The organism is Brevibacillus brevis, assembly GCF_022026395.1.
Lineage (GTDB): Bacteria > Bacillota > Bacilli > Brevibacillales > Brevibacillaceae > Brevibacillus.
The window spans coordinates 5,444,007-5,470,821 of the sequence record NZ_CP041767.1 but is presented as its reverse complement, the minus strand read 5'-3'; the positions used below and the strand labels follow the sequence as shown (position 1 = coordinate 5,470,821).

28 protein-coding genes and 1 other RNA gene are annotated in these 26,815 nt (G+C 47.0%); 13 read left to right on the top strand and 16 right to left on the bottom strand.

Annotation, left to right across the window (positions count from 1 at the left end; all coding sequences use genetic code 11):
* The first annotated feature begins 53 nt into the window (after positions 1-53).
* The 4 genes from FO446_RS25805 to eno all read left to right on the top strand — a co-directional run bounded on the left by FO446_RS25805 (position 54) and on the right by eno (position 4,946).
* Positions 54-1,238, top strand: a complete 1,185-nt coding sequence (locus FO446_RS25805; protein ID WP_173611030.1) for a phosphoglycerate kinase — start codon at positions 54-56, stop codon at positions 1,236-1,238.
* Between the two features lie 21 nt (positions 1,239-1,259).
* On the top strand, positions 1,260-2,018 hold the full coding sequence (gene tpiA, locus FO446_RS25800) for a triose-phosphate isomerase (protein WP_173611031.1): 759 nt from the start codon (positions 1,260-1,262) through the stop codon (positions 2,016-2,018).
* 12 nt (positions 2,019-2,030) lie between these two features.
* Positions 2,031-3,572, top strand: coding sequence for a 2,3-bisphosphoglycerate-independent phosphoglycerate mutase (gpmI, locus tag FO446_RS25795; protein WP_237899484.1), 1,542 nt, complete (start codon positions 2,031-2,033; stop codon positions 3,570-3,572).
* An 87-nt stretch (positions 3,573-3,659) separates the two neighbouring features.
* Positions 3,660-4,946, top strand: a complete 1,287-nt coding sequence (gene eno / locus FO446_RS25790; RefSeq protein WP_237899483.1) for a phosphopyruvate hydratase — start codon at positions 3,660-3,662, stop codon at positions 4,944-4,946.
* An 84-nt stretch (positions 4,947-5,030) separates the two neighbouring features.
* On the opposite strand, the gene FO446_RS25785 is transcribed toward eno, so the two are convergent.
* The gene (locus FO446_RS25785) at positions 5,031-5,795 is read right to left on the bottom strand and encodes an SDR family NAD(P)-dependent oxidoreductase (protein ID WP_221868254.1); all 765 of its coding nucleotides are present in this window, start codon (positions 5,793-5,795) and stop codon (positions 5,031-5,033) included.
* A gap of 112 nt (positions 5,796-5,907) precedes the next feature.
* Between FO446_RS25785 and FO446_RS25780 the strand changes: the two genes are divergently transcribed.
* Positions 5,908-6,318 carry a MerR family transcriptional regulator gene (locus FO446_RS25780; protein WP_237899482.1) on the top strand — a complete coding sequence of 137 codons (411 nt, stop codon included), beginning with the start codon at positions 5,908-5,910 and terminating at the stop codon, positions 6,316-6,318.
* A gap of 78 nt (positions 6,319-6,396) precedes the next feature.
* Here FO446_RS25780 and FO446_RS25775 read toward each other — a convergent pair whose 3' ends face one another.
* The 3 genes from FO446_RS25775 to FO446_RS25765 all read right to left on the bottom strand — a co-directional run bounded on the left by FO446_RS25775 (position 6,397) and on the right by FO446_RS25765 (position 9,837).
* Positions 6,397-7,224 carry an ABC transporter ATP-binding protein gene (locus FO446_RS25775; protein WP_173611035.1) on the bottom strand — a complete coding sequence of 276 codons (828 nt, stop codon included), beginning with the start codon at positions 7,222-7,224 and terminating at the stop codon, positions 6,397-6,399.
* 568 nt (positions 7,225-7,792) lie between these two features.
* Positions 7,793-8,830 (bottom strand): FecCD family ABC transporter permease, encoded by a 1,038-nt coding sequence (locus FO446_RS25770; protein WP_221868256.1) that lies wholly within the window; start codon positions 8,828-8,830, stop codon positions 7,793-7,795.
* Positions 8,830-9,837 (bottom strand): FecCD family ABC transporter permease, encoded by a 1,008-nt coding sequence (locus FO446_RS25765; protein WP_232774033.1) that lies wholly within the window; start codon positions 9,835-9,837, stop codon positions 8,830-8,832. Before FO446_RS25765 ends, FO446_RS25770 begins: the two co-directional genes overlap by 1 nt.
* Before the next feature lie 183 nt (positions 9,838-10,020).
* Here FO446_RS25765 and FO446_RS25760 point away from each other — a divergent pair, with 183 nt between their 5' ends.
* Positions 10,021-11,031 carry an ABC transporter substrate-binding protein gene (locus FO446_RS25760; protein ID WP_237899481.1) on the top strand — a complete coding sequence of 337 codons (1,011 nt, stop codon included), beginning with the start codon at positions 10,021-10,023 and terminating at the stop codon, positions 11,029-11,031.
* A 43-nt stretch (positions 11,032-11,074) separates the two neighbouring features.
* Here FO446_RS25760 and FO446_RS25755 read toward each other — a convergent pair whose 3' ends face one another.
* The 5 genes from FO446_RS25755 to FO446_RS25735 all read right to left on the bottom strand — a co-directional run bounded on the left by FO446_RS25755 (position 11,075) and on the right by FO446_RS25735 (position 14,924).
* The gene (locus tag FO446_RS25755) at positions 11,075-12,313 is read right to left on the bottom strand and encodes a YjgB family protein (RefSeq protein ID WP_237899480.1); all 1,239 of its coding nucleotides are present in this window, start codon (positions 12,311-12,313) and stop codon (positions 11,075-11,077) included.
* The gene (locus tag FO446_RS25750) at positions 12,303-12,827 is read right to left on the bottom strand and encodes an RNA polymerase sigma factor (protein ID WP_221868257.1); all 525 of its coding nucleotides are present in this window, start codon (positions 12,825-12,827) and stop codon (positions 12,303-12,305) included. The genes FO446_RS25755 and FO446_RS25750 overlap by 11 nt, the downstream gene beginning before the upstream one ends.
* Before the next feature lie 106 nt (positions 12,828-12,933).
* Positions 12,934-13,698 carry an ABC transporter permease gene (locus FO446_RS25745; protein WP_237899479.1) on the bottom strand — a complete coding sequence of 255 codons (765 nt, stop codon included), beginning with the start codon at positions 13,696-13,698 and terminating at the stop codon, positions 12,934-12,936.
* Positions 13,695-14,447: an ABC transporter ATP-binding protein gene (locus FO446_RS25740; protein ID WP_237899478.1), complete on the bottom strand. Its 753-nt coding sequence runs from the start codon at positions 14,445-14,447 to the stop codon at positions 13,695-13,697. The genes FO446_RS25745 and FO446_RS25740 overlap by 4 nt, the downstream gene beginning before the upstream one ends.
* Positions 14,448-14,528: 81 nt before the next feature.
* A complete protein-coding gene (locus FO446_RS25735) occupies positions 14,529-14,924 on the bottom strand; it encodes a YqzM family protein (protein ID WP_047069673.1) in 396 nt (131 codons plus the stop codon).
* 281 nt (positions 14,925-15,205) lie between these two features.
* On the opposite strand from FO446_RS25735, the gene secG reads away from it, so the two are divergent.
* From secG to ssrA, 4 genes are all read left to right on the top strand, one after another.
* On the top strand, positions 15,206-15,448 hold the full coding sequence (secG, locus tag FO446_RS25730) for a preprotein translocase subunit SecG (RefSeq protein ID WP_007728789.1): 243 nt from the start codon (positions 15,206-15,208) through the stop codon (positions 15,446-15,448).
* A gap of 142 nt (positions 15,449-15,590) precedes the next feature.
* A complete protein-coding gene (gene rnr, locus FO446_RS25725) occupies positions 15,591-18,101 on the top strand; it encodes a ribonuclease R (RefSeq protein WP_237899477.1) in 2,511 nt (836 codons plus the stop codon).
* A gap of 148 nt (positions 18,102-18,249) precedes the next feature.
* Entirely contained in the window at positions 18,250-18,723 is a 474-nt protein-coding gene (gene smpB / locus FO446_RS25720) for an SsrA-binding protein SmpB (RefSeq protein WP_016740379.1), read from the top strand.
* Positions 18,724-18,882: 159 nt separating this feature from the next.
* Positions 18,883-19,238, top strand: a transfer-messenger RNA (tmRNA) gene (gene ssrA, locus FO446_RS25715).
* 337 nt (positions 19,239-19,575) lie between these two features.
* Here the strand turns inward: ssrA and FO446_RS25710 are convergent.
* The 7 genes from FO446_RS25710 to FO446_RS25685 all read right to left on the bottom strand — a co-directional run bounded on the left by FO446_RS25710 (position 19,576) and on the right by FO446_RS25685 (position 21,795).
* Entirely contained in the window at positions 19,576-19,734 is a 159-nt protein-coding gene (locus FO446_RS25710; RefSeq protein WP_237899474.1) for a hypothetical protein, read from the bottom strand.
* Positions 19,735-19,753: 19 nt separating this feature from the next.
* On the bottom strand, positions 19,754-20,368 hold the full coding sequence (gene radC, locus FO446_RS25705) for a RadC family protein (RefSeq protein WP_237899472.1): 615 nt from the start codon (positions 20,366-20,368) through the stop codon (positions 19,754-19,756).
* A 154-nt stretch (positions 20,369-20,522) separates the two neighbouring features.
* Positions 20,523-20,657 (bottom strand): hypothetical protein, encoded by a 135-nt coding sequence (locus FO446_RS28980; protein ID WP_269137318.1) that lies wholly within the window; start codon positions 20,655-20,657, stop codon positions 20,523-20,525.
* Positions 20,658-20,871: 214 nt separating this feature from the next.
* Positions 20,872-21,159 (bottom strand): hypothetical protein, encoded by a 288-nt coding sequence (locus FO446_RS25700; RefSeq protein ID WP_237899471.1) that lies wholly within the window; start codon positions 21,157-21,159, stop codon positions 20,872-20,874.
* Between the two features lie 143 nt (positions 21,160-21,302).
* Positions 21,303-21,473: an antirestriction protein ArdA gene (locus FO446_RS25695; protein WP_237899470.1), complete on the bottom strand. Its 171-nt coding sequence runs from the start codon at positions 21,471-21,473 to the stop codon at positions 21,303-21,305.
* Positions 21,470-21,670 (bottom strand): hypothetical protein, encoded by a 201-nt coding sequence (locus FO446_RS25690; protein ID WP_237899469.1) that lies wholly within the window; start codon positions 21,668-21,670, stop codon positions 21,470-21,472. The genes FO446_RS25695 and FO446_RS25690 overlap by 4 nt, the downstream gene beginning before the upstream one ends.
* 2 nt (positions 21,671-21,672) lie before the next feature.
* The gene (locus tag FO446_RS25685) at positions 21,673-21,795 is read right to left on the bottom strand and encodes an antirestriction protein ArdA (RefSeq protein WP_237899468.1); all 123 of its coding nucleotides are present in this window, start codon (positions 21,793-21,795) and stop codon (positions 21,673-21,675) included.
* Between the two features lie 669 nt (positions 21,796-22,464).
* Here FO446_RS25685 and FO446_RS25680 point away from each other — a divergent pair.
* Genes FO446_RS25680 through FO446_RS25670 form a run of 3 tightly spaced genes read left to right on the top strand, consistent with a single transcriptional unit; the run spans position 22,465 to position 26,815 of the window.
* Positions 22,465-23,451 carry a restriction endonuclease gene (locus tag FO446_RS25680; RefSeq protein WP_237899467.1) on the top strand — a complete coding sequence of 329 codons (987 nt, stop codon included), beginning with the start codon at positions 22,465-22,467 and terminating at the stop codon, positions 23,449-23,451.
* A gap of 44 nt (positions 23,452-23,495) precedes the next feature.
* Entirely contained in the window at positions 23,496-25,610 is a 2,115-nt protein-coding gene (locus tag FO446_RS25675; protein ID WP_237899466.1) for a class I SAM-dependent DNA methyltransferase, read from the top strand.
* On the top strand, positions 25,607-26,815 hold the full coding sequence (locus FO446_RS25670) for a restriction endonuclease subunit S (protein ID WP_237899465.1): 1,209 nt from the start codon (positions 25,607-25,609) through the stop codon (positions 26,813-26,815). The genes FO446_RS25675 and FO446_RS25670 overlap by 4 nt, the downstream gene beginning before the upstream one ends.

The following is a 26,815-nucleotide window of genomic DNA, read 5'->3' as shown; positions in this document are numbered from 1 at the left end:
TTTTCCCATATCTTTTTTCCGAATAAAAAGCCAATGATTTGGGAGGATCGTTCATGAACAAGAAATCTATCCGCGATGTTGAGCTGGCAGGCAAGCGCGTATTCTGCCGTGTTGACTTTAACGTGCCGATGCAGGACGGGGTAATCACCGACGATACACGCATTCGTGCTGCTGTACCAACCATCCGTTTCATGATGGAGGCAGGAGCCAAAGTAATCCTGGCGAGCCATTTTGGTCGTCCTAAAGGCCAAGTAGTGGAAGAGATGCGTCTTACTCCTGTCGCAGCCCATCTGTCCTCGCTCTTGGGCAAGGACGTGCGTAAGCTGGAGGATTGCCAAGGTGCTGACGTAGAAGCGGCAGTAGAACGGATGGAGTCTGGCGACGTCATTCTGTTGGAAAACGTACGCTTCCATGCGGGAGAAGAAAAGAACGATCCAGAACTGGCAAAAAGCTTTGCGGCTTTGGCTGATCTGTTTGTCAATGATGCATTCGGAACAGCTCACCGGGCACATGCTTCTACAGCGGGAATCGCTGAGTACATACCAGCAGTTGCGGGCTTGTTGATGGAAAAGGAAATTCGCTTTATGGGCGGAGCCTTGTCCAATCCGGAGCGTCCGTTTACAGCGATTGTCGGCGGTGCAAAAGTAAAAGATAAAATTGCTGTCATTGAAAATTTGTTGACCAAAGTCGATCACCTGATTATCGGCGGCGGTATGGCGAATACATTCCTCAAAGCACAAGGTTATGGTATTGGTGCTTCGCTGTGTGAAGACGACAAGCTGGACCTCGCACGTACATTGATGGATCAGGCAAAAGAGCGCGGCGTTCAATTGCTGATGCCAGTTGATGTTGTGGTAGCTGACCGTTTTGCGGCAGATGCGGAAAAGCAGGTCGTGGCAATCGATGCGATTCCAGAGGGCTGGATGGCACTCGATATCGGTCCAAAAACAGTGGAACAATACCACGGCGTCATTGTAGATTCGAAAACGGTTGTATGGAACGGTCCGATGGGCGTATTTGAAATGGATGCTTTTGCAGGCGGCACGATTGGTGTAGCCAAGGCGATGGCAGCATGCAGCGGAACGACGATCATCGGTGGCGGTGATTCCGTAGCAGCTGTGGAAAAAGCAGGCGTAGCTGAGCAGATGACACACATTTCTACAGGCGGCGGAGCGTCCCTGGAATTCATGGAAGGCAAGGAACTGCCAGGCGTAGCTGTGTTGGCAGATAACCAATAAGAGCGAAGAGGGGGAGTTTGCATGCGAACACCAATTATCGCGGGGAACTGGAAGATGTTCAAGACGATGGCCGAGGCAAGAGCGTTTGCGCAGGAAGCCAAGGCTGGCAATAATACTTCCGGAGTACAAAAAGTCATTTGCGCACCTTTTACAGCGTTGGCTGCACTTAAAGAAGAGCTGGCGGGCACGGATATTGCCATTGGCGCACAAAACATGCATTTTGAAGAGCAAGGTGCTTTTACAGGCGAAATCAGCGCGTCCATGCTAAAAGAAATCGGTGTGGAGTACGTGATCCTTGGTCACTCTGAGCGCCGTCAATATTTCAACGAAACAGATGAGACGGTGAACAAAAAGGTTGTAGCCGCATTAGCAGCAGGTCTCGTACCGATTGTGTGCGTAGGCGAGAGTTTGGAGCAGCGGGAAGCGGGCGAGACAGCTGACGTAGTCCGTACGCAGACTGAAGGTGCTTTTGCCGGAGTGGATGCTGCACAAGTGGCGGATACGGTTATTGCATACGAGCCGATCTGGGCGATTGGCACAGGCAAGTCTTCCACGGCAGAGGATGCCAATGAAACGATTGCGATTATTCGTAGCGTAATCGGTGAACGCTTCGGACAAGCGACAGCCGAGAAAGTGCGCATTCAATACGGCGGAAGCGTTAAGCCGGAAAACATCGCAAGCTACATGGCACAGCCGGATATCGACGGAGCATTGGTTGGTGGAGCGAGTCTCGTAGCGGACAGTTACCTGCAGCTTGTGGCAGGAGCTACGTCGCGATAGGAGGAGAAAGCAATGGCACAAAGACCAAAACCGGTTGCCCTTTTGATTGTGGATGGTTTTGCTCTGCGGAACGAGACGTATGGTAACGCAGTAGCACAAGCCAACAAGCCGAATTTTGACCGTTACTGGAACCAATACCCTCATGCGACCCTTGAGGCAAGTGGGCTGGCTGTGGGACTGCCAGAAGGACAGATGGGGAATTCCGAGGTTGGCCATCTCAATATCGGGGCAGGGCGTGTTGTTTATCAGGATTTGACGCGCATTACCAAGTCGATTCAAGAAGGCGCTTTTTTTGAGAACGAAACGCTGATCGCTGCTTTCCGGCACGCGAAGCAAAACGGCAAACAGCTCCACCTGTTCGGGCTTCTGTCCGATGGTGGTGTACACAGTCACATTGACCACCTGTTTGCAATGCTCGAGTTGGCGAAAAAGCAGGACTTTACGGATGTGTTCATCCACGGTTTTCTCGATGGCCGCGATGTATCGCCTGACAGTGCAGTGGGTTATATCGAACAACTGCAAGCCAAAATTGCAGAGATCGGCGTTGGCCGAATTGCTACCGTACAAGGTCGCTACTATGCGATGGATCGTGACAAACGCTGGGAGCGCGTAGAGAAGGCGTATCGTGCCATGGTGTACGCAGATGCTCCTGCTTATCGTGATCCAATTCAGGCGGTTAAGGAATCCTATGAAAAGTCCATTATGGATGAATTCGTCATGCCAACCGTGATTCTCGATGAAGACGGAAAACCAGTGACGACCGTTCAAAGCGGCGATTCGATTATTTTTTATAATTTCCGCCCGGATCGTGCGATTCAAATGTCGCAGGCATTCACGAATGAAGATTTCCGTGGATTTGACCGCGGAGATAAGCGCCCGCGCGATCTGCATTTTGTGTGCCTGACGCATTTTTCCGAGACGGTTAACGGGTATGTCGCTTACAAGCCTTCCAATCTGGATAACACATTGGGGGAGGTGCTTTCCCAGCATGGCTTGAAGCAGCTGCGCATTGCCGAGACGGAGAAATACCCGCATGTGACGTTCTTCTTCAGTGGCGGGCGTGAAAAGGAGTTTCCAGGTGAGACGCGTATCCTGATTCCTTCGCCAAAAGTGGCGACGTACGACTTGCAGCCGGAGATGAGTGCTCCAGAGCTGACAGACGCTGTTGTCGCTGAGATCGAGGCAGACAATTTTGACGCGATCATCCTGAACTTTGCCAACTGCGACATGGTTGGTCATTCCGGTATGATGGAGCCGACGATCAAAGCAGTCGAGACAGTGGATGCATGCTTGGGCCGAGTCGTCGATGCAATCATAGCAAAAGGTGGCGTAGCCGTCATCACAGCTGACCACGGAAACGCGGATCTGATGCTGGATGAAGCGGGACGCCCGATTACTTCACACAGTACGTATCCGGTGCCTGTAATCGTGACAAAAGACGGGGCTGTTCTGCGCGAAGACGGTATTTTGGCCGATTTGTCGCCAACGCTTCTGGAGCTTTTGGGGGTAGCGCAACCGGTTGAAATGACAGGCAAATCGTTACTTGCAAAATAGGCTTCACTGGGACACACTGTAAAGGTAGCTTGACGTTTAACTCGAAATAGATTGTAAGTGCATTTGAAAAAAGGAGATGGACGAGAAATGGCAATGATTACTGACATTTATGCACGCGAAATTATGGACTCCCGCGGTAATCCAACTGTGGAAGTAGAAGTATACCTCGAAGATGGCTCGATGGGTCGCGCAGATGTTCCATCTGGTGCGTCTACAGGTGCGTATGAAGCAGTGGAGCTTCGCGACGGTGACAAATCCCGTTACTTGGGTAAAGGTGTTCTGAAAGCCGTAGAAAACGTGAATGACATCATTGCTCCTGAACTGATCGGCATGGATGCCCTGGATCAAGTTGGCATTGATATGGCGATGATTCAGCTCGACGGCACGCCAAACAAAGGCAAGCTGGGCGCAAACGCGATTCTCGGCGTGTCTATGGCAGTGGCACGTGCGGCTGCAGAATCTCTCGGCGTTCCTCTCTACAACTACCTCGGCGGCTTCAACGCGAGAATGTTGCCAGTTCCTATGATGAACATCCTGAACGGTGGTAAGCACGCAGACAACACCGTAGACATTCAGGAATTCATGGTCATGCCAGTAGGTGCTACATCCTTCAAGGAAGCGCTGCGCACAGGTGCGGAAATTTTCCACTCCCTGAAAAAGGTACTGGGTGAAAAAGGTCTGAGCACAGCAGTAGGAGATGAGGGCGGTTTCGCTCCAAACCTGAAATCCAACGAAGAAGCGATCACAACCATTTTGGATGCGATCAAGGCAGCAGGCTATGAGCCAGGCAAAGACGTGTTCCTCGCGCTGGACGTAGCAGCTACAGAAATGTTCAAAGATGGCAAATACCACTTCGAAGGCGAAGGCGTTGTGAAAACAACAGAAGAAATGATCGCGTTCTACGAAGACCTCGTAAACAAATACCCGATCATCTCCATCGAAGACGGTCTTTCTGAAGACGATTGGGATGGCTGGAAAGCGCTGACTGACAAGTTGGGCAGCAAAGTTCAGCTGGTTGGTGACGACTTGTTTGTAACCAACACCGAGCGTCTGGCTCGCGGAATCGAGACCTCTACAGGTAACTCCATTCTGGTAAAAGTAAACCAAATCGGTACGCTGACAGAAACCTTCGAAGCAATCGAAATGGCGAAGCTGGCTGGTTATACTGCGGTGATTTCCCACCGTTCCGGTGAAACCGAAGACTCTACAATCTCTGATATCGCAGTGGCTACAAATGCAGGTCAAATCAAGACTGGTGCACCTTCCCGCACGGACCGCGTAGCGAAGTACAACCAATTGCTCCGTATTGAAGACGAACTGGCTGATACAGCTCGTTTTGGCGGTCGTTCTGCATTCTACAACCTGAAGAAATAAGCTCGTATGATTGATAGATAAAAAGAGCACGCGGTAGTCCAGGACGCAAAAAAGTCCGGGACTACCGCTGTTCTTTTTGTAGGATTAAAGAAACATGCCACCGGACGCCTCGATTCGTTGCGCGTTCACCCAGCTCATTTCGTCGGTGCACAATGACGCGACAAGACCACCAATATCATCAGCTCTCCCAACACGGCCTAACGCTGTTTGCGAGCCAATAAAGTCATGTATATCCTGATTATCCCGTACTGCCCCTCCCTGAAAGTCCGTAGCAATCGCTCCCGGGGCGATCGTATTAACCCGGATACCCCGTTTTCCCCATTCCTTTGCCATATATCTCGTCAATACTTCGACGGCACCTTTCATGGCGGCGTATGCTCCATAGCCGTCAAGGGCAAACCGGGTCAATCCAGTCGAAATATTAATGATTCGTCCATCATCAGAAATACGGGGCAATAATTTCTGTGTTAAGAAAAATACGCCTTTGAGGTGCACGTTTACCAAACTGTCAAACTGTTCCTCAGTAGTAGCCGAAAGTGGAGCGTTCACTCCGAAACCAGCGTTGTTAATCAGAACATCGAAATGCTCTGTACTCCATTTTTCTTTCAGTACATCGGCAAGGCGGGATGCGAACCTTTCAAAAGTGGATACGTCACCCGCATCAAGTTGCAGGGCGGCAGCTTTTTGACCATTCTCCTCAATTTCTTTGATTACCAATTCCGCTTCTTCCTTGCGAGAATGATACGTCAGGATAACATCAAATCCTTTTCGAGATAGCGCGATAGCTGAATTTCTCCCTAGCCCGCGACTACCACCCGTTACCAGCACGATCTTTTGAGTTTTTTTCATAGCGATTTATCCCCTTTATGTTTTGATTGGACCACTTGAATGGTAGTAAACATGTGATCTATAGTGAGCATAAAGGTTAAAGTTTACTTTAAGTCAAGGGGGAGAGAAAAGTATGTTTTACACGATTAAGCAGGTGGCTGACCGATTCGGCCTACCCGCTCATACATTGCGTTACTATGACAAAGAAGGCCTGCTACCCTTTGTCTCAAGAGACAAAAACGGCAACCGTCTCTTTAGCGAATTGGATCTCAATTGGATAGCCTTAATCTGCTGCCTCAAAAATACCGGTATGCCCATTAAAGAAATCAAAGAATACAGTGATTGGTGTAAGCAAGGTAGTCAAAAGTTGGAGGAGAGAAAAACACTCCTAATCGCTCATCGTGAACAAGTGGAAAAGCAAATCGAGGAATTCCAGAAAAACCTTGCGCTCATCGATACGAAGATAGCAACCTACGAAGATCCCGAAATGGTTAAAAAAATGGACGAGCAAGCGACATTGGCTTTGCAGCAACCTTCCCGTTAGCTTCATGAAGGACGTTTTTGCTTACGAAAAAAAGACTGCCCATACCACTCGATGGACAGTCTTTTTATTGTTTGGAGCTTATGACATAGCGAATGCTTTTTGTTCGGTCTGCACAGTGCCCAGACGGCTTTTACTGTACGGGATGCACATAGGAGTTCCGTACAGGGGGTCTTGCGTAATTTGGCAATCCATATCGAAAACCGTACGGACAAGGTCGGTAGTCAGCACTTCGTTCGGAGACCCCTCTGCCACGACGGTCTGATTGTGAACGGCAACGATATGATGGGCATAGCGGCAAGCGAGATTCAGATCGTGGAGAACCATGACGATGGTGCGCTGTTCCGTTTGATTCAGTTCAAACAACAGGTCCAAAATCTCAATCTGATGCGACATATCCAAATAAGTCGTAGGCTCATCCAGCAAAATGGTTTCGGTTCCTTGGGCGAGCGTCATCGCAATCCAGGCGCGCTGACGTTGGCCGCCAGAGAGACTGTCGACGGCACGGTTAGCCATATCCGTGAGTTGAGTAGCTGCCAATGCTTTGTTGACCATCTGCTCGTCTTCTTCTGACCATTGCTGTAGCCAGTTTTGATAAGGATAGCGTCCTTGTTTGACCAATTGCAGAATCGTCAAACCTTCTGGTGCAGATGGGCCTTGAGGAAGGATGGCAAGACGTTTGGCTACCTCTTTGGTAGAGCGTTTCGCGATCGATTCTCCTTCCAGCAGGATGGCGCCTTCCTTTGGTTTGAGTAAACGTGCCAGAGAGCGCAGCAACGTCGATTTGCCGCTGCCATTACTTCCAATGAAAACGGTGATTTTTCCACGCGGGATGTTTAAGTCTAATGCTTCAATGATGTTGCGTTCTCCGTACGATAACGTAAGCTGTTGGGTTTCCAAAGCTTGCATATGGTCTGGACTCCTTTCAAACGCATAGGAAGTAAAAAAATAATTTCAGGGCCGCATGTGGCTCTGGTGGGGAGAAGAATATTTCCAGTCTAGGCTCCAGGCTCCGTCCCACTGGAAGTGTGTACTGTCCGCTCCGAAGGGATTCGCGGGGAAACGCAAAAGCGGTAGCCGCTTCGTCGTATGGGCACGGTTGCGTTTCTTTTGCCCGCGAATCCCTTCTCCGCTCGGTAGGACTCCACAAGTCGCTACGTCTGGAAATATTCTTCTCTGGAGTAACGGAATATGCTCTACATTCTTTTAAGGCTTTTAAAATCGGACTAACATGGAAAGCTCGTAGAGGAAACAGGAGAAAACAGCGAAGATCTTTGGTACACCGACCGAGACTCCATGCAAAAAGTGAAACACGCTCTTAAGCGTCCACCTCTGAAAAACATCCTGAAAGAACAACTTTGGACGCGGTTTCGCTTTTTGCATGGAGTCGGGCAGTGAATCCCTCAGCGGGTGGGACAAGAATCTGAGCGTTTTCTCCTGTTTCCTCCCCACCACTACAGCGGGACTAAGTTCTTTCCTAGCGATTTCGGTTTTTGTACAGCAAGTAGATGAAAAACGGAGCGCCGATGGCAGAGGTGAATACTCCTACAGGCACTTCGATTGGTGAAAAAGCCATGCGTGCAATCAAATCCGCAAGCAATACGATAATGGCACCCAAGAAAGCCGAGAGTGTCATGGCACCGCCAAAGGACGGACCAATCATTTGTTTGGCAATGTGTGGGGCCAGCAAAGCCACAAAGCTGATATCTCCTCCAACAGAGACGGCTGTTCCCGTCAATGCCGCGCAAATCATCAGTAGGAGGAAACGATCCAATTGCAAGGAACTGCCGAGACTCGTTGCCAGATCATCGCCGAGCTGTTGAATGTTCACGCGTCTAGCAAGGAAGCCGGCTACGAGAATCAGTCCGACGACCCACGGCAAAATCATGAATACATCGTTCCAGTCAACGCCGTAGATGCTACCAGTCAGCCAGAGTAATGCCTTATTTTGCAGCAAAAACGGACTGAACATGATCAGCATGGTGACGATGGCACCCGCTGCGATTTTGATTCCCACACCGATCATGACGAGACGAAGCGGTGTGACGCCTTTTTTCCAAGAGAGGGCGTACAACAGGAATGTCGTCAATGTTGCCCCCAAAAAAGCGATGGGAGGAAGCCACTTAATGCTCACTGTTTCAAACAAGATCAAAAAGCCGACTGCAAAAACAGATGCTCCACCCGATACCCCAAGAATATCCGGGGAAGCCAACGGGTTGCGGACGAGCCCCTGCATGATGGCACCAGCGACGGCAAGTGCAGCACCTACCAGAATGGCAATGACGATGCGAGGCAGTCGAAATTGCTCCACAATCAAAGCATTCTCTTCTGAACCGATTCCCAACAAAACTTTTACCACATCGAGCGAGGCGATTTTCATTTCACCCATTCCGAGACTGACAACCGCTACTGCGATGACGACCAGCAAGGAGAGTAGCGAAAACAAGATCGTCCTTTTATGTAGCTGAAACGATGAAAAGCGCTTGCCGATGCGAAGAGACAGGTAGTCTTTCATTATTTATCCAGCCCCTTGCGTGCGACATAGATGAAGAACGGAATCCCGATCAGGGCTGTCATTACTCCAATAGGAACCTCAACAGGCATTGCAATATAGCGAGCGCCGATGTCTGCTAACAGCAGCAGGATGGAACCAAGCAGACCGCTGTACAAAAGTACCCAGCGTGTATCGATTCCGACGAGATAGCGGGCCAGATGTGGAGTGACCAAACCGACAAAACCAATAGGTCCAGCAACAGCAACTGCGCAACCGGATAAGAGAACAATGACGATTCCAACACTGAATTTGACCAATAATGTGCGTTGTCCGAGACCTTTTGCTACGTCATCACCCATCAACAACGTTTGAATCGGACGTGCGAGGACAAAAGCAGCGATCCAGGCGATGACCATATAAGGAAAGACAGTGGCTAAGTACTCCAGCTTTCTGCCTCCGACTGACCCTGCCAGCCAGAAAAGCACCTCGTCCGTAGCCTTTTCATTCAGGACCATCATGCCGTGTCGGATCGAAGAAGCCAAGGCGGTGATAGCTGCACCCGCTAAGACCAGCTTCACAGGCGAAAGTCCATCTCTGCCGAATGAACCGAGCATGTAAACGATCAAACCTGCTACAGCGGCCCCTAAAAAGGAAATCCATGTAAATTGGGTCAAGGAGCTGATCCCGACAAATGTAACGGCGAACACAACAAAAAGAGAAGCACCTGCATTAAGACCGAACAGTTCAACATCTGCAACAGGGTTTCTCGTCAAGGATTGAAGCAGCGTTCCGGCCAAACCGAGGCAAAAACCGACCGTAAGCGCATTGAGCACACGCGGTACTCGCACTTCTTTAATGACGATGTGTTCATTGGAGCCGTTAAAATTCGTATAGGCATCAATCGCAGTTTGCCAGCTCGTGTCAATGACGCCAAAGATGAGGCTGGCATAACTGAGGTAAGTCAGAAGGAGAAGGGCGAATACCAGTCCCAGAATTTTACGAAAGTTGCTAGCTAAAAAAGTATTCATGATGGCTACATCCTTATTTCTTAGATGGTTTCATAGTTAAGTGTAGAGCTACATAAAGGAAGTGTCAATGACGTTGATAGTCATTATCATTTTGTGATTGACTTTTGACAAGCAGGGGAGTAGGATAGACTCTGTCATTGATATGAATTCTCATTATAGAAAAGGGAAAGGGGTCCTTTCATCATGTTTTCTCGTACATATCGGACCGTAGGCGGTAAAGCTTTTTTTGCTGTCTTAATGGCGCTCTTACTGGTTGTTACCGGTTGTGGAACTCCGCAAGCAAGCGAACAAAAGCCGGCAGAACAAAAGCCTGCTGACCAAGCAACAGGCAATTCCGAGGGTTCCGGCCAAAGCTACACAGTGAAACACGCGATGGGCGAAACAACCATTAAAGGTACGCCAGAACGCATCGTCATGTTGACTAACCAAGGTACTGAAACTCTGATGGCTCTCGGTGTGAAGCCGGTAGGGGCTGTAGGTGCAGCTAATGATCCAACACAATTCTACGATTTCACCAAGTCTTTCCTTGAGGGTACAAAATCCGTAGGTACAGAAGGACAACCTAACCTGGAAGCAATTGCGGCACTGAAACCTGACTTGATTCTGGGTATGAAATTCCGTCATGAAAAAATTTATCAACAATTGACTGCAATTGCTCCAACCGTATTCGTGGAAGAGCCACGCGGCGACTGGAAAGAAAACTTCTCTTTGTTCGCGGAAGCAGTAAACAAAAAGGCTGAGGGTGAAAAAATCCTCGCTGATTGGAACAAACGCGTAGAAGAGTTTAAAGCAAAAGCGGGCGACAAGCTGAACACAAAAGTATCTGTTGTACGTTTCATGCCTGGCAAAGTTCGCATCTACTACAAAAACACCTTCACTGGTGCGATTTTCAAAGACCTTGGCCTGGCACGTCCAGCTGCCCAAGACAAAGACGATTTCGCAGCAGAAGTAACCAAAGAGCGCATTCCGGAAATGGATGGCGACATCATGTTCTACTTTACGTACGAAACAGGCAAGGGCGAGGCATCCAAGCTGGAGCAAGAGTGGACAAACGATTCACTCTGGAAAAACCTGAACGTCGTGAAAGCGGGCAAAGCAATCAAAGTGGATGACACCATCTGGAATACTTCCGGTGGCGTAATCGCAGCGAATAAAGTACTGGATGAGCTGGAAGGCTACATCATCGGTAAATAATGAAAAAAGACGGGACTGATGCTCCCGTCTTTTTTTTGTGTGGTTATCCCGCCATGTTGTTGAATGTTCCTCGTGGGTAGTAAATGTTTACGTGATCGATGAAGATAGTGTTTGGGTCATCGGTCATGATGCCTGAGAAAATAAATTTCAATTCGTAATCAGGGGTTACCTTGTAGGTGTAGATGGTTTGGCCGCCCGTTGTGGTTTTGCTAGCTGGCTCCCCAAGTGTTTCACGCACCTCGGCAAGTGTAATTGCTTGCAGGCGTGGGTCATAGGAACGAATATCAACGATTTGCATTCCTTTGTTAAAGGCGAAGACTAGGTTGAGATCCCGGTACGTATTGTATGTGATGCCATTGACGAAGGAGACGACATCCGGTTTGCCCAACTGTTTTTCTGCGTCATCGAATACATCTTTTTCTAAACGATACTGACTGCCGATGATTTGGCCTTTCCCGGCGAGATCACGCACGCTTTGCAACAATTCGGCATTATTCCCATAAAGCATCAGATTTTTGTTTCCTTGCGGGTAGTACAGTTGGTATTCCACAAGAATCAAGTCTTCTTTGCTCGTGCTTTTCGTGCCTTGGAAGATCAGCTTGACCTGATATTCACTCGTCACATCATAGGTATAAATTGTATGATCGCCAAACTCGCTGATACGGCTCGGTTTTCCCCAGCTCTTTTCGACGGCAGACAAGCTGATTTGCTGCAAGCGTGAATCTGTCCTGTGCATGTCTACGAGCTGCATGCCTTTGTTGTAGCCAAACACGACTTCTTTTTTCGGGTAGGCAGAGTAGATCAGTCCATTTGCTGAGTAGGTTTTCTCAGGCTTTCCCCAGCCCTTTTCTACTTCATCTATCGTTTTTTCCAGAACGAAAGGAAGGGAGATGACTCTGCCTTTTTTTGCATTTGAACGAATTTGTGACAAGAGTTCCTCTGACTGCGGAATAGGCTGTGTTGTCACGCTGTTGTTTGGACCGGGTCCCGGAGAAGCGGTAGGAGAGCCAGGAGCAATAGGTGCAACGGTATCTGGCAATGTACTCTGTTGTTGGTTCGCAAGGAGTGAGGCACCCAGCCAGACGGTCACAGCAAGTACGGAGCAGAGGGCCAATCCCTTGCCAATCGTAGCGAAACCACGTAAGGAAGCTGTCCTTCCAGATTTGCTCACATTTGTTTGGCGAATTGCAGAAACGATCTCGTGCTTTTGTTCTCCGTTCATTTTCATATCCGGCATTCCTTTCAATTTCGATAGTAAGTCATGGTCTGAATTAGATCGCATCGCCAATCATCTCCTTTTTCTCACGTTCAAGTATTTCTCTGACAGCTTTCATGGCACGGTGCAATGTCACGTTTACTTTGTTTTCGGACCACCCCAGTATTTCAGCCGTCTCCTTGGAGGACAGTCCCTTGACCCCACGTAAAATGAGCACCTCACGAAATGCGGGTTTTACTTCTCGGATTGCATGGTAAAGTGCTTGCTGCTCCTCATGTACGTGCAAAATTTCCTCCGGTGTTTTTTCTTCAGTCTCTACATTCGCCAGCCATTTGTCTGGCAGCCAATTACGCAGACGTTGCTTTCGTTTATGATCGATGGCGGTATTTCTGGCAATCGTCAATAGCCATGTTTTCGGTTGCGATCTGCCTTCGAATGCATCCAGAGACCGAAGCGCTTTTAAAAAGACATCCTGAACGAGGTCTTCCACATCGCGGGTTCCTGTGTAGTAAATAAGAAATTTGTAAATATCATCGCCATAGCGTAGGAACCATTGCTCCATTAAACCGTTTTTGTCCATAGCTGAACCACCTTTTGTACGTTCTACATGTAATTTGACGACTCAGGGTGCATTTCATTACAAAAACAAAAAAACTGCCGGAAGCTGTGTCCGACAGTGCTTGTATTTAAGGGTGGAGCATGGAATCCCGTGTAAACCAGAGCTGATAGCTGAGCATGCTGATCAGAACCGCCGAAATGGCCGCTGAGGAGCTAAAGCTGAGCATAATGAGGATTTGGTAGCGAACGGCCTCGATGGGACTGGCACCCGCGACGATCATTCCGGTCATCATCCCTGGCAATTGGACGAGTCCGATTGTTTTCATCGTGTCAAAGGTGGGGATCATGCTCGCTTTGACGGCTCGCTTCAGCACCACATGCACGGCTTGGCGTGTAGTCGCTCCCAGACAAAGCAGAGTTTCGATGTCCCCGCGAGAGGCTTCTACTTCTCTGTTCATATGCGTGAGAAAAAGGCTCATGACGATCATGGAGCTGCCAATAATCATGCCGCTCATCGGGATGAGGTACTGCGGCGTAGGAGATACAAGCCCGAGTACAACCAACAGTCCCATAGTGATGACCTCTGTTAATGCAAGTGATATAGAGATCCGCCAAAAGATCCCCGATAAATGCTTGGCTCTGCTGGCAGCGTTCCACGAAGCGACCAAGATCATCATGAGAATGATCAATAATATAAACCAGACACTATCGGCAGCAAAGACAAAATGTAGGACGTAGCCGATCCCGAGCAATTGAACGGTAGAGCGGATGGTGCCAATCAAAATATCCTTTTCCAAGCCGAGCTTCTGCCAAACGGAAAGCAGGAGGGCAATGAAAACAAATGCATAGGCAAAGAGTAGCCACATGTATGAATCCGTAAGCGTATGCGTCATCGCTGCACCTCACTGAGGGCAGCGTGGACATTCCCATCTTGCAAAAATTCACGAGCTTCCTCGGATTGGGGCGAGTGGAAAAACGCTTCAGATTCAGCGTCTTCTGCGAGCTGGTGGTTGGCCATAAACCAAATGCGCTTGCAAGCGACTCGTGCTTCTTCTAAATCATGCGTGACCCAAATTAAGGTCGTGCCCGTTTGGTGGTGCAAATCGACGAGGAGCCGTTCAGCAGCCTGCTTGCTCTTCGTATCGAGTGAAGCGGTAACCTCATCCAGCAGCAGGACAGATGGCTGAAGCATCAGGCTACGAACGAGAGCGAGCCGTTGTTTTTCACCGCCGGAGAGTTGAGCGGCCGGTTTTGACCAATCAATCTCTTCCATATATAACTGTTCCATCAAGGCTGAGGCGAGCTTCTTATCAAAAGGACGCTGATGCAGGGTACTTACTGTCCGCAGATTGTCTTCCACGCTGCCTGGCAGCATAACGGCCTGCTGAGCCACATAACTGATTTTCATTCGCCAAGCTTTCGCGTCCCACAGTGTCATTTCTTTCTTCTCCAGGAAAACCGTACCGGCGTCAGGTTGCAAAAGACGACCCAAAATACGAAGCAAGGTGCTTTTTCCCTGACCTGATTTCCCCAGAATGCCAATAATCGTAGGCTCCATAATGCTAGTGTTTACGTCACGGAACAACCATGTACGTGCAGGGGAGTGGATTTGTTTCCCCAAAGCTTCAATCTTGATGATCATATGAAAAGCCTCCCCATTAACGCGGAAAACACCGAAGAGGAAAAGTCTTCGGTGTTTCTTTCTTACAGGCTATCTATGTACTTATTTCTTCTCCGACAGCCACTGTGAAACCGCTTGAATTTCTGGTTGTTTCTTCAGCATTCCAGGGGGCATGCCGCCTTTACCTTCTTTGATGATTTTAGCAATGTCGTCAGCGCTAAGCGTCGCTCCAATTTTTGTCAGGTTTGGACCTGCAATGCCTTCGAGATTTTGACCATGACAGGAAGCGCAATTTTGTTTAAATACAGCAGCAGCGTCAATTTGTGCAGTTGGTGCGCCGCCACCATTTGCTTCTTCGCCATGTTTTGGTGGGAAAATGATTGATCCTACAAGTGCAATGAGAAAAACAAGAAACAAGATACCAAACGAAGTAAAAAAGGCCTTCGCGGAATCAATTACATCGTTTTGATTCATGTCTTTTTTGTTGGACCCAGCCATCTGACAAAGACCTCCCAAAGCAAATTATAAAGTTTCATGGTAATTTTACGGCAAAAGTTTGACAATATCAAGGCGACTACCCAACAAGACAAAGAAAGTACACAATTTGCCATTTTTTCGTAAAAACACGTTGCTCTTATTCTACCTTATAACGGTCAATATTATTTGAAAGAATTTCTCTTATAATGGAAGGGATAGCGGGTTGCTGTTACCAGACAAGTGTGATAAAGTTGTTGTATTGGTTTTTTCCGCCTTGGAAATACGTTTTGAGGTGAATGAAAATGGCATTGGCTGCGAAAATTTTACTTGTGATCGCAAGTATTGGCTTAATTATCGTCGTGTTGCTGCAATCGGGAAAAAGTGCCGGCCTTTCCGGAGCGATTGGTGGCGGCGCAGAGCAACTGATGGGCAAACAAAAAGCCCGCGGGATTGACGCACTTTTAGGGAAACTGACCGTTGTATTTGCGGTTGGCTTCATGATTTTTGCGATTTTGCTCGGGTATTTCTTGAAATCAGGAGCGTAATAGACGAACGGCCGAAAGACAGCGAGTGCAACTTGCTGTCTTTTTCTCTATTCCGATTGCGATATGCGGGAACGGTGAATACTACATAATAGGATGGTCATGGAGAAACGCGGGAATGCCACGCGAAAAAGGAGGTTTGTGAATGGAAGATCAAGAAAAAATACTCGCGTTTATGCGAGAGCAAGCATACCACCCGATGACGGTGAGGGAACTGGAAGAAGCATTTGGAATCAAGGATTCTGCCACGTTCAAGGAGCTTGTGAAAACACTGAATGCACTGGAAGCGAGCGGAGAGGTGATCCGCACCAGAGCGAATCGGTATGGTGTGCCTGAAAAAATGAATCTGGTGCGTGGACGTCTGCAAAGTCATCCGAAGGGCTTCGGATTTGTGATCCCGGAAACACAGGGCGCGGAGGACGTATACGTTCATGCGAATGATATGAACGGTGCGCTGCATGGGGATACCGTATTGGTCCGTGTGGAAAAGGAAGCAGGCGGCAATCGTCTGGAAGGACAAATTATTCGCATCGTCGAGCGGGGAATGAAGCAGGTCGTAGGGACGTTCAAGGACGAGACGTATTACGCGTTTGTCATTCCCGACGAAAAGCGGCTCGGCAAGGATATTTTTATCCCAAAAGAAGCCTATAACGGTGCTGTAGATGGTCACAAGGTAGTCGTCAACATCGTTCGTTACCCAGAGGGGCGAGTGAATCCTGAGGGTGAGGTCGTCGAGATTCTCGGCCATAAGAACGATCCGGGCGTCGATATTCTGTCGATCATCCGCAAGTTCAACTTGCCAGAAGCTTTTCCAGATGACGTGTTAGCAGAGGCTGAGGCTGCACCAGATGAGATTTCCGAGGAGGAGATCAGCGGTCGTCGTGACTTGCGTGAGCGGATGATGGTTACGATCGACGGTGCAGATGCCAAAGACTTGGACGATGCCGTTTCCCTGGAGAGGCTGCCAAATGGAAACCTGAGACTCGGCGTGCATATCGCTGACGTCAGCTACTATGTTCGTGAAAAGTCCCAGCTGGACAATGAGGCGTATCGTCGCGGTACCAGTGTCTACTTAGTTGACCGCGTGATCCCGATGCTGCCACATCGCTTGTCCAACGGCATATGCAGTCTCAATCCGCAGGTAGACCGATTGACGATTTCCTGCGATATGGAGATGGATGCGAACGGAAACACCGTCAAGTACGACATCTTTTTGAGTGTAATTCGTACAGATGAGCGCATGACGTATGCAGATGTACGCAGTATTTTGGAAGACAAGGACGAAGCTTTGATTGAGAAGTACAGCAGACTCGTCCCGATGTTTGAGGATATGAAAGAGCTGGCCTTGAAGCTGCGTAAAAAACGGATGCAGCGCGGCGCCATTGACTTCGATTTCCGTGAAGCGAAAATTTACGTCGATGAAGAGGGAACCCCTACAGAAATCGGCTTCCGTACGCGATCGATTGCGGAGCAGATCATCGAGGAGTTTATGCTCGCTGCCAACGAAACAGTGGCCGAGCATTTCCACTGGATGAAGCAGCCGTTCATGTACCGGATTCACGAAGACCCGAATGCTGAAAAGCTCATGGCCTTCATGGAGTTCATCACGAATTTTGGCTACTCAATCCGCGGGAAAGGCAATTCTGTCCATCCACGTGCGTTGCAGCAATTGCTGGAAGAGGTAAAGGGAACACCGGAAGAAATTATTATCAGCACCGTCATGCTGCGTTCCATGAAGCAAGCGCGCTACGACGCGGAAAGTCTGGGGCATTACGGCTTGTCTACGGAGTTTTATACCCATTTCACTTCGCCGATTCGCCGTTATCCCGACTTAATCGTCCACCGTCGCATTCGCGAATGGATCGAGCTGGGGGATCAAATATCAGAAAAACGTCTGGGGTACTGGGCAGAGCAAATGCCAGTAATCGCGGAGCATGCGTCACAACGTGAACGGTTGGCTGTCGATGCCGAGCGTGAAACAGACGATCTGAAAAAAGCGGAGTTCATGCTTGAGCGAGTGGGAGAAGAATTCGAAGGCGTCATCTCCAGCGTCACTTCGTTTGGGATTTTCGTCGAGCTGCCTAACACGATTGAAGGCTTGGTGCACGTCAGCTTTTTGACCGACGACTACTATCATTACCATGAGAAAATGTTTGCGCTGGTTGGTGAGCGTACAGGCAAGCAGTATCGGATCGGGGATGTCGTCGAGGTACGTGTAGCCAATGTAAACGTGGATGAACGCACCATCGACTTCGAAATCGTCGGGATGCCGAAGGCTGGATTCCGCGGCAGCCGTGAGCGTACGCCTCGCGTAATAGATGGTCGAGGTGGAGATCGTAAGCCCACACGTGGCAAACAAGATCGTTCACGTACAGGCCGTCCAGATCGTCCAGGCAAACCGGATCGTCAAAAGGACAAAAAGCATCCGGCGGAAATCCGTCAAAAATACAAGGATCGCCGCAAAACGGAAGGGAACAAACCTCCTCGCCGTGCTGGATCGGGCAAAGCATCGAGCGGTGAAGAAGTGCTGCCAATCGGTGCAGGAGAAGGAGATACCCCAGCGAAACGCCAGAAGGGATTCTGGGAAGATCTCGTCAAGTCGAAGAAAAAGAACCGCAAAAATGTAGCCAGTCAGGCGAAACGGAAACGCCGTTAAACAGTTGTTTAAACCCCGAAAAGTACGCGGAACGATCCGTTTCCCTTTTCGGGGTTGGCTATTTACCGGGTAAATGACTTGCCACAATGGGCAAAATTTGCTAGACTAACTGGTACGAAACGCAGTACGTACAAGTGAGGTGATCTCCATGTCAAAAGATAAGGCCGGAACCAAGACAATCGCCCAAAACCGAAAAGCGCGCCACGATTACCACATCGAGCAAGTATACGAGGCAGGCATTGAGCTGACCGGTACGGAGATCAAGTCCGTGCGTGCAGCGCGTGTCCAGCTCAAAGACAGCTTCGCTCGTGTGCAGAATGGCGAATTGCTACTGTACAATGTGCATATTAGTCCGTACGAGCAGGGAAATCGTTTTAACCATGAGCCAGAGCGGACTCGCAAGCTGCTGATGCGCCGCTTGGAAATCCTCAAGCTCAATGGTCTGATTCGCGAAAGAGGGTACTCGCTGGTCCCGCTCAGCATTTATTTGAAGGGCGGTTGGGCCAAGGTCGAGCTCGCACTTGTCAAAGGGAAAAAGAACTACGACAAGCGTGAAGACCTCAAGAAAAAAGAGTCTGCGCGTGATATCGAGCGTGCTCTGCGCGAACGCCAAAAAGGTTGATTGGATTGCACTGGCAGGCTTGGCAGCAATCAACGTTGAGTTTTGGGTGTTGCCTATGCTATATTTAATAAGCAACAACAAGCCAATACACTGTTAGTAATCATTCAGTCTAGGTGCGGATTTAATGGCTCTTCACCTAGACTTTTTCTCACCTACCTGGGGGGCGTTCTGGATTCGACGGGGATGGTAGAGCATGAGAAGCGAGCCGGGGGGCTGCGGACCTCGTCAACAACGCGGAACGCCATTAACTGGCAACAAACAACTTTCTCTCGCTGCTTAATAACCAGTGAGGCGCTACCATTCCATCGCCCATGTGGCATGACTAGCGCTCAACTTTAGTGGGATACGCCGGAGGCTTCCGCCTGGAGCCGAAGGAAGAAGATCAATCAGGCTAGGTAACGGGTCAGCGCGTCACTCCGCGAATCCGGTACCGAAATTTAAATGAGTGACTGCGCTCGGAGATGCTCATGTATCGCTGTTTTCGGACGGGGGTTCGAATCCCCCCGCCTCCACCTTACATATCAGTGATGTCACCTGTAGAGGTGGCTTTTTTCGTTTGTGGGGAAGGCTCGCTATTCATTGCGGTTTGGGAAGCTCGTCATATCAAGGCTTTTTGTTAGGGGTTCAATGTATAGCGTGCTAAATCTGATGTTATTCGAGTCGGTGAGGATCATGTTCTTGGTATTTAACCCGATCAGGAACGTGGTTCTCTCGCCGAAATTCGCAATGTTGTCTCTGCAATACTGGACAATATCTCTAGGATGACGAACAGTAACATGCTGTCGTTTTTGCGGAACGGCAAGGAGATGAGCAAGATGTAACGTAGCCCGCAAATGTTTCGTTGCAGTGGCGTTACTGCCTGCGATACGTTGGATATCCTCGTCGGAAAGCGTAGTAAGCTTGTTGAGGATGGGAAACCTGCGTCATCAGTGTGTGAAAGGCATCGACTAGCTGTGTTTCTTTCAGGATATGTTGATGATGCGGTTTGCTCGTGAAGGGTTGATTTATCATAGCTTTGGCCTCCTGTATGTTATAGATGCCCTTGTTCGGCTAAAGAGCAATATGTCTCGAACCCAACGATAATGTGATCGATAACCCGGACATCCAGAATTTCTCCTGCCTGTCGTAGTCTTTTGGTTATTTCGATGTCCTCTTTGGATGGGGTTGGATCGCCAGAGGGATGATTGTGAACAAAGATCACTGCATCTGAGTTCCTATTCAACACGGGACGGAACGCTTCTCGTGGATGGATGATTGCCGCATCCAATGATCCGACTGCGACTACCTCCCAGAAAAGAGTCCGTATTTTGTTATCCAGTCCAACGACCACAAAATGCTCTTTGGGGAGATACTGCATTTCTACCCTGAGATGCTCAAATATGTCTCTTGCAGATCGGACAATTGATGGGAAGGTCGCTCGTAAGCATATGGAGCGTGCCATATCTAACGCAGAAATGATTTGCTGGGTCTTGACCACCCCGATACCGGAAATGGCCTTCAACTCGTCTTCTGTTGCGTCTAGCAGGTCAGGGAGGGTAGGGAAGCGAGCTATCAGGTCTTGGATGATTCTTCTTTCCGGTTTCACGTTTATAAGCTGAGAGAGAACGGTCGTTAGAGTTGGTTGAGCGGTATATTTATCGGTCATACATTACCTCCATAAAATGAAATAAGGAGGGCGAAATACCCTCCTTGTGCCGATGGATGGAACACGATAAACTGCAATTAACCGTTTTTTATTTGGGTGTGCACCTTTGTGGTCACGCCCTCTTTTTGTTTTTCCATCTGTTCAATCTGCATTTCTATGAGAACCAGTCGTGAAAGGGTAGCGCATATAACCGTCCCCAATCAGGACGCATCTGCTTGATTCCTCTCAAATGGCGCAATGCCGCCAACAGCCAGTTTCGTTGTTCGTACAAGTCCACTTTTCTACGCATTGATCTTCACCTCCCTTCAATGGCTGAAATGAAAAAATGACCCATCTGCGTGTGGTTTGCATGCAGATGAGTCATCTAGGTTTGCTGTCGATTTTTCAATGTTGATGAAAGTGATTGTACGGGTACTACTTGGCTGATAGCAGGATCGCAATCAAACTTCCTGTAGCGGACAATATCCGACTGCAAGACGTATCCAGCTATCTGAATATGAATATCATCGTTGAGAGCCAAACGGTTCAACAATATTTGAAGAGTGTCGTTCAACAGCTTCAGTTTGTTTTGTTGCACTTGAATCAGTCCTTTCTCTTTTACTGAACTCATTCTCAACGGATCGCAGAACGTCAATCATGTCTATCTGAATTTGCAAAGACTTGACTCGATTACGAACTTGTTCAAGATTATGTGCATTGACTGGATGGCTAGTGTCGCTGTTGCGTAGCATCCTTTCGCGTACCAGCAATTCCGCCTGTTTCAATTCCAGCATGTTTAATAATTCCTTCATTGGTAGACCACCTTCTTTCCTTGTTAAAAAATCTCGTAACTTGCTACGTTCATAGGAATGGCAACACAAATAACCCGCTTTAATACAGCAGGCAGAGGTAACAGTGATATTGATTCATGTAGAGGAGGGAGAAATAATCCTCATCAGATGTAAGGACGAACCGCAACCCTTAACGTATAATGCATGTACCATCCGTTCATCTGCAAATCTCTAGCAATCTTTTTATAATCGAGATAGCAACTGATTGAAAGGGGAATGGGGCCGAAGTAGCCTTCATCTACCATTTCCTCAGCGACATCCCAAAGGTTGTTCACGTCGAAAACACACTGTATTCACCATACTCCAACAACCACACAACTTCCTGTAGGTTGACCAAGCATTCAGAGAGGGCAATCACAATCTTGCTGTCGTACCGGGCCAAGAAAAGGGCGGTATCATTAATTTCAAAAGCGTTCTCATACTCACTGATATGAAAGGGAACTTCGTAATCGTGGATTCGCGTATTCTTCATCCTCACCCAAAACGTGTTGCAATCTTTCCATCAGTTCTTCCGGATTCATCGGCAGGTTTAACCAGTCCGACCAGTTTTCCTTCGTTGTACTTTGCCAGATTGGCTACAAAGAGCTTTACTTCCATTTCATGTTTCCTCCATTCTGCAAGATTTTGTTCACTACACATATATGGCAACAAACTATCTGTTCTCCGGGTAGCCTTTGGAATCAACAACGCCCGGATGATTTGAATCACCTCCTTTCAGTGATGGAACCTTTTCATCTTCTCTGCTTGCTGACATAGTCATCAAGTAAAACAAAAAAGGACTGTAACCTACTGGCGAGCAGTAGATCACAGTCCATATGGGAACCGGGTAGGGCATGAAACGGCTGGTACCCCCCTTGTATTCTGTATTGTGGAACTGAGCAAAAATTTGTTCAACTTTCTTGTCTCTATTAGTTTTGTAGATAATTGCAGTTTCGCCGTTAGGCAGGATATGTAAAAAAATAGTGGATAAATACATTCCAGTGTTACAATCATGTAATATTCTTGGTAAATATAAGTAGATTTCAATCAAGATAGGTCGAGAGTATTATTGTATAATTTAATTATGTTTAGTAACGCTTTGGGCAAGTGTTTGAATAGGGACTCCTCGACAAAAGATACAAAAGATAAAAACTTAGCCCAATACAACTTTAATAGGCATTTCATGCGGCGACGTTTTGGTAGGTATATTTTCAATCGAGAGAAAGACAGGTAGATGATAACTGATGTAGTTCTGGTTCCGTTTCTACTACATAGGAGGAAAGATACATGACCAAATGGTGGATGGTACGAGCGGGAGATAGTAATGAATTAATACCGGAATGGTTAGGGGAAAATGTCGTATCAATCGGCTGGAGTAAACTGGGGAATCCTTTGTCTTATCAAACCAGAGATAAACTGGTAGAGAAGGCTCATGCAGTGTTTACAAACGAAAAGCCTGGAACCAGAATTCAGTGGGCCAGTCAAGTGTGGAAATTTAGCAGGGAAATACAAAAGGGAGACAAGATCATTACATACTCAAAAGAGACACGAGAATACCTGATTGGCACGGTAACCCAACCATTTTCTCACAATCCGGCTATTATTAGTGATTACTATCCAAACGTAATCGGGGTTCAATGGGAACAAAAACGAATTTCACGCGATGATCTTTCTCAAGGAGCAAAAAACACACTCGGTGGTATTTCAACAGTGTTTCGAGTTGACGGTTGGGCGCAAGAATTTGATAGTTTATTGCAGGGACAAGGATATACACCGGTACCAACTACACAAGATGAAAATGACACGGGTGCAGATAAGGAAGAGTTTATCCAGCAAGCGATGACAATGCTTGAAGACGCTATAGATAAGATTGATGCCTGGCAAATGCAAGACTTGGTTGGTGGACTATTAGAGGCAATGGGTTATCAGGTGCGGATTAGTCCTAAAGGTCCCGATGGCGGTGTCGATATCATTGCTCATCGTGATGCTTTCGGTTTCGAAAAGCCAATCATTAAAGTACAAGTAAAACATCGCAAAACTTCCGCAGGTGGCCCTGAAATACAACAGCTTCTAGGAGCAAACCCAATTGGAGCAAGCAGTCTCTTTGTTTCTACAGGTGGATTTACCCCATCAGCAAAATCTGTCGCACAACAAAATGGAGTTAAACTACTTGATCTAACGGAATTGGTTGAGCTAGTTAGTGAGTGGTATGAGAAAATGACCGTAGCGAAGAAGGCTTTGTTGCCACTTAGACGGATATATATACCGATGTAAATGATTTTAATACAACGTTGATTTAAACATGGAGGAAAAGATATATGGCACAATTAGAGAACATCGAAGCGATTGAGAAAAAGCTGTGGGGGGCGGCAGATACACTTAGGGCAAACTCCAACTATGCCAGTAATGAATACTTTATGCCCGTAATGGGTCTAATCTTCTTGCGGCATGCCTACAGCAGATATTTATCTGTAAAAGATGAAATTATAGTGAATTTGCCTAAACGCGGTGGAAAAACACGTGAGTTGACGAAAGAAGACTTCTCGCAAAAAGGCTCAATCTTTTTAAGAGAAAAGGCACAATTTGATAATCTAGTTGCACTTCCTGACAGTGAGGATAGAGCAAAGGCAATTATCGAAGCGATGGAATCAATTGAAGAGGATTACGAGACACTGCGAGGCGTATTACCTAAATCAGAATATCAGGAATTGGATAACGAAGTTTTAGGCCAACTTTTACGTACACTCAATCCTGAAGAATTGAAACGGGCAACGGGAGACATTTTTGGACGTATTTATGAATACTTTCTTACCCAATTTGCAGACCAAAAGGCACATGATGGTGGAGAGTTCTTTACACCTGTTTCATTAGTATCGTTTATTGCAAACGTTCTTGAGCCGAAAAATGGTACAATACTCGACCCGGCATGTGGATCCGGGGGGATGTTTGTGCAAAGCGCCCATTTTGTCGAGCGTTTACAGGAAAACCCGGCAGAGCGGCTTACGTTTTATGGAATGGAAAAGAACCCGACTACCATTCGATTGGCTAAGATGAATCTAGCAGTTCACGGATTGGAAGGAAATATACAAAAAGCAATAACCTACTATGAAGACCCAATGGGAGTAAGAGGTAACATTGATTTTGTGATGGCTAATCCGCCCTTTAACGTTGATGAGGTAGACGCGGATAAGATAAAACAAGATCCCAGATTACCTTTTGGACTCCCAGGTATCAATAAAAGTGGCAAGGTCTCAAACGGAAACTACTTATGGATCAGCTATTTCTATAGTTACCTGAATGAAAATGGGCGAGCTGGCTTTGTTATGTCGTCGCAGGCTTCCAGTTCTGGTCGTGATGAGGCAATTGTCCGCCGTAAACTTATTGAAACAGGATCGGTCGATATCATGGTAGCCATTCGCTCCAATTTCTTTTACACACGATCTGTTCCGTGTGAGTTATGGTTCCTTAATCGTGCAAAACCAGAGAATCAAAAAGATAAAGTATTGATGCTGGATGCACGTAATATCTACCGTAAAGTAACCCGCAAAATTTACGACTTTAGCCCGGAACAATTGGAAAATCTACTATCAATTGTCTGGTTATATCGAGGAGAAAACGAGAGATTTTCTAAATTAGTAGAAAGATATCTAGTACAGACATTTAATGAGGCTGAAGATTGTTTTAATCGAGTAGATGATAGTGAACAAAACAGTAACTTGTTAAAAGGCTATATAGATAAAATTAAAAATCTACAATTAGTCTTACAACCTTTTCTTCAAACGGTTCAGGAAGAAAAATTAAAGTTCGCAGAATTTCACGAGCTCAAAGATGGATTGCAGGTCTTTTCAAATAATGTAGAAGATTACCGCATGAAACTAGATAAGGAACGAGCAGTGTGGGAGAATTGCGCAAAGAGTAATTCTGTTCTTAAGGACAAAACAGAGTGCCTCATTTCGCTGTCTGATCAGAGTCGCGATCTCGTGAAACATGCTGACATGCTCTATAAATTAACTAACCGTGTGATTGAAATCTGCGAGAACGATTTAAATGCTAAAGATAGCAAATTATGGGTTGGTCGTGATATAACAAAGGCTCGGAAAGAAGCAGATGTTGCTTGTCAGGAATTAGTTGAGCAACTAAAAAAAGTGCGTTACTTTCATAAACAAGCATTATGGCTGACTCAACGTTTCCCAGATGGCGTGTATCGAGATGTAGAGGGACTTGTTAAACTGGTTGGAAAAGAAGAACTGGAAGCGAACGAGTGGAGCCTTACACCAGGACGATATGTCGGTGTGGCACCTGAAAAAGTGGATGAAGACTTTGATTTTGAAGAAGCCCTACGAGACATACATGTTGAGTTAGAAGGACTAAATGCTGAGGCAATAGAGTTAGCAACCAAGATTATGCAGAATTTTAAGGAGCTTGGAGTATGACTTGGAAGGAAATTATGCTTGGCCAAATTGCAGAATTCAGAAATGGACTAAATTATACAAAAGAAAATGAAGGAACAGGTCTCCTAATGATAAACGTAAAAGATTTTGGAGATCGATTTGTTCCAGATTATAGTTCTCTTGGAGAGATTAGTGCGGTAGGAGTCAATGATGATTCATTTTTACAAAATGGTGATATTCTTTTCGTAAGGAGTAATGGTAATAGGGATCTAGTTGGCCGCTCATTACTTGTGGAAGACCCACCTGCAAACTTATCGTTTTCTGCCTTTTGTATCCGTGCTCGCTTATCTATTGAGGTTGAGGCTAAATTTTACGCGTATTTTTTTAGATCGTCTGAGTTTCGCAAGAGATTATCATTACTAGGAAGTGGGACAAATATATCCAATTTAAATCAAAAGGTTCTTTCTCAAATCTCAGTCCCTATCCCTGAACGAAGCATACAGAGACAAATAATTGAAGTTCTTTCTCCCTATGATTACTTGATTGAAAACAACAAACGTCGTATAGCTCTCTTGGAAGAGTCAGTCCGATTGCTCTACAAGGAATGGTTTGTCGATTTACGATTTCCCGGGCATGAGCATGTGAAAATCATTGATGGAGTTCCAATTGGATGGAGAAGAGTGTTTGTGCCTGAAATTATTGAAATAAACCCAGCAGAACGTGTGGAAAAAGGAAAAGAAATTCGGTATGTTCCTATGTCCAGTCTCTCGGAAACGGGTATGACGATCAATTTAAGGGAGGTTGAGAATCGAGACAAGCCTACTTCGGGGAAATTTCGTAATGGTGATACTCTTTTTGCTCGAATCACTCCTTGCTTAGAGAATGGGAAAACTGCTTACGTTAATTTTCTTCAGCAAGAAGAAGTAGCCTGTGGTTCAACAGAGTTTATTGTTCTAAGAGGAATTAGAGTAAGTTCTTATTTTGTGTATTGCTTAGCCCGAACCTATGATTTTCGGGAACATGCTATTAAGAGTATGATCGGTTCTTCAGGGCGGCAACGCGTTCAAATCAGTTGCTTTAACGAGTTCCAACTTGTATTACCACCTAACCCATTATTAGAGCAATTTAATGAGGTTGCTAGAAACTGCTTTGAATCACTTGCAAATTTACAAAGGCAGAATGACATATTAATTGAAGCCCGCGACCTCCTACTTCCACGTCTGATGAAAGGAGAGATCCAATTGTGA

Coding starts and splice junctions, on each gene's coding strand:
- FO446_RS25770 (WP_221868256.1), bottom strand. CDS start 8,830: ATGAAAGACTACCTGTCTCTTCGCATCGGCAAGCGCTTTTCATCGTTT.
- FO446_RS28980 (WP_269137318.1), bottom strand. CDS start 20,657: ATGCGTAGAAAAGTGGACTTGTACGAACAACGAAACTGGCTGTTGGCG.
- rnr (WP_237899477.1), top strand. CDS start 15,591: ATGGAAGATCAAGAAAAAATACTCGCGTTTATGCGAGAGCAAGCATAC.
- radC (WP_237899472.1), bottom strand. CDS start 20,368: ATGACCGATAAATATACCGCTCAACCAACTCTAACGACCGTTCTCTCT.
- FO446_RS25740 (WP_237899478.1), bottom strand. CDS start 14,447: ATGATCATCAAGATTGAAGCTTTGGGGAAACAAATCCACTCCCCTGCA.
- FO446_RS25690 (WP_237899469.1), bottom strand. CDS start 21,670: ATGAAGAATACGCGAATCCACGATTACGAAGTTCCCTTTCATATCAGT.
- FO446_RS25745 (WP_237899479.1), bottom strand. CDS start 13,698: ATGACGCATACGCTTACGGATTCATACATGTGGCTACTCTTTGCCTAT.
- gpmI (WP_237899484.1), top strand. CDS start 2,031: ATGGCACAAAGACCAAAACCGGTTGCCCTTTTGATTGTGGATGGTTTT.
- FO446_RS25685 (WP_237899468.1), bottom strand. CDS start 21,795: ATGGAAGTAAAGCTCTTTGTAGCCAATCTGGCAAAGTACAACGAAGGA.
- FO446_RS25760 (WP_237899481.1), top strand. CDS start 10,021: ATGTTTTCTCGTACATATCGGACCGTAGGCGGTAAAGCTTTTTTTGCT.
- FO446_RS25675 (WP_237899466.1), top strand. CDS start 23,496: ATGGCACAATTAGAGAACATCGAAGCGATTGAGAAAAAGCTGTGGGGG.
- tpiA (WP_173611031.1), top strand. CDS start 1,260: ATGCGAACACCAATTATCGCGGGGAACTGGAAGATGTTCAAGACGATG.
- FO446_RS25710 (WP_237899474.1), bottom strand. CDS start 19,734: ATGATAAATCAACCCTTCACGAGCAAACCGCATCATCAACATATCCTG.
- secG (WP_007728789.1), top strand. CDS start 15,206: ATGGCATTGGCTGCGAAAATTTTACTTGTGATCGCAAGTATTGGCTTA.
- FO446_RS25700 (WP_237899471.1), bottom strand. CDS start 21,159: ATGAAGGAATTATTAAACATGCTGGAATTGAAACAGGCGGAATTGCTG.
- FO446_RS25780 (WP_237899482.1), top strand. CDS start 5,908: ATGTTTTACACGATTAAGCAGGTGGCTGACCGATTCGGCCTACCCGCT.
- FO446_RS25775 (WP_173611035.1), bottom strand. CDS start 7,224: ATGCAAGCTTTGGAAACCCAACAGCTTACGTTATCGTACGGAGAACGC.
- FO446_RS25805 (WP_173611030.1), top strand. CDS start 54: ATGAACAAGAAATCTATCCGCGATGTTGAGCTGGCAGGCAAGCGCGTA.
- FO446_RS25765 (WP_232774033.1), bottom strand. CDS start 9,837: ATGAATACTTTTTTAGCTAGCAACTTTCGTAAAATTCTGGGACTGGTA.
- eno (WP_237899483.1), top strand. CDS start 3,660: ATGGCAATGATTACTGACATTTATGCACGCGAAATTATGGACTCCCGC.
- smpB (WP_016740379.1), top strand. CDS start 18,250: ATGTCAAAAGATAAGGCCGGAACCAAGACAATCGCCCAAAACCGAAAA.
- FO446_RS25670 (WP_237899465.1), top strand. CDS start 25,607: ATGACTTGGAAGGAAATTATGCTTGGCCAAATTGCAGAATTCAGAAAT.
- FO446_RS25785 (WP_221868254.1), bottom strand. CDS start 5,795: ATGAAAAAAACTCAAAAGATCGTGCTGGTAACGGGTGGTAGTCGCGGG.
- FO446_RS25735 (WP_047069673.1), bottom strand. CDS start 14,924: ATGGCTGGGTCCAACAAAAAAGACATGAATCAAAACGATGTAATTGAT.
- FO446_RS25755 (WP_237899480.1), bottom strand. CDS start 12,313: ATGCGATCTAATTCAGACCATGACTTACTATCGAAATTGAAAGGAATG.
- FO446_RS25750 (WP_221868257.1), bottom strand. CDS start 12,827: ATGGACAAAAACGGTTTAATGGAGCAATGGTTCCTACGCTATGGCGAT.
- FO446_RS25680 (WP_237899467.1), top strand. CDS start 22,465: ATGACCAAATGGTGGATGGTACGAGCGGGAGATAGTAATGAATTAATA.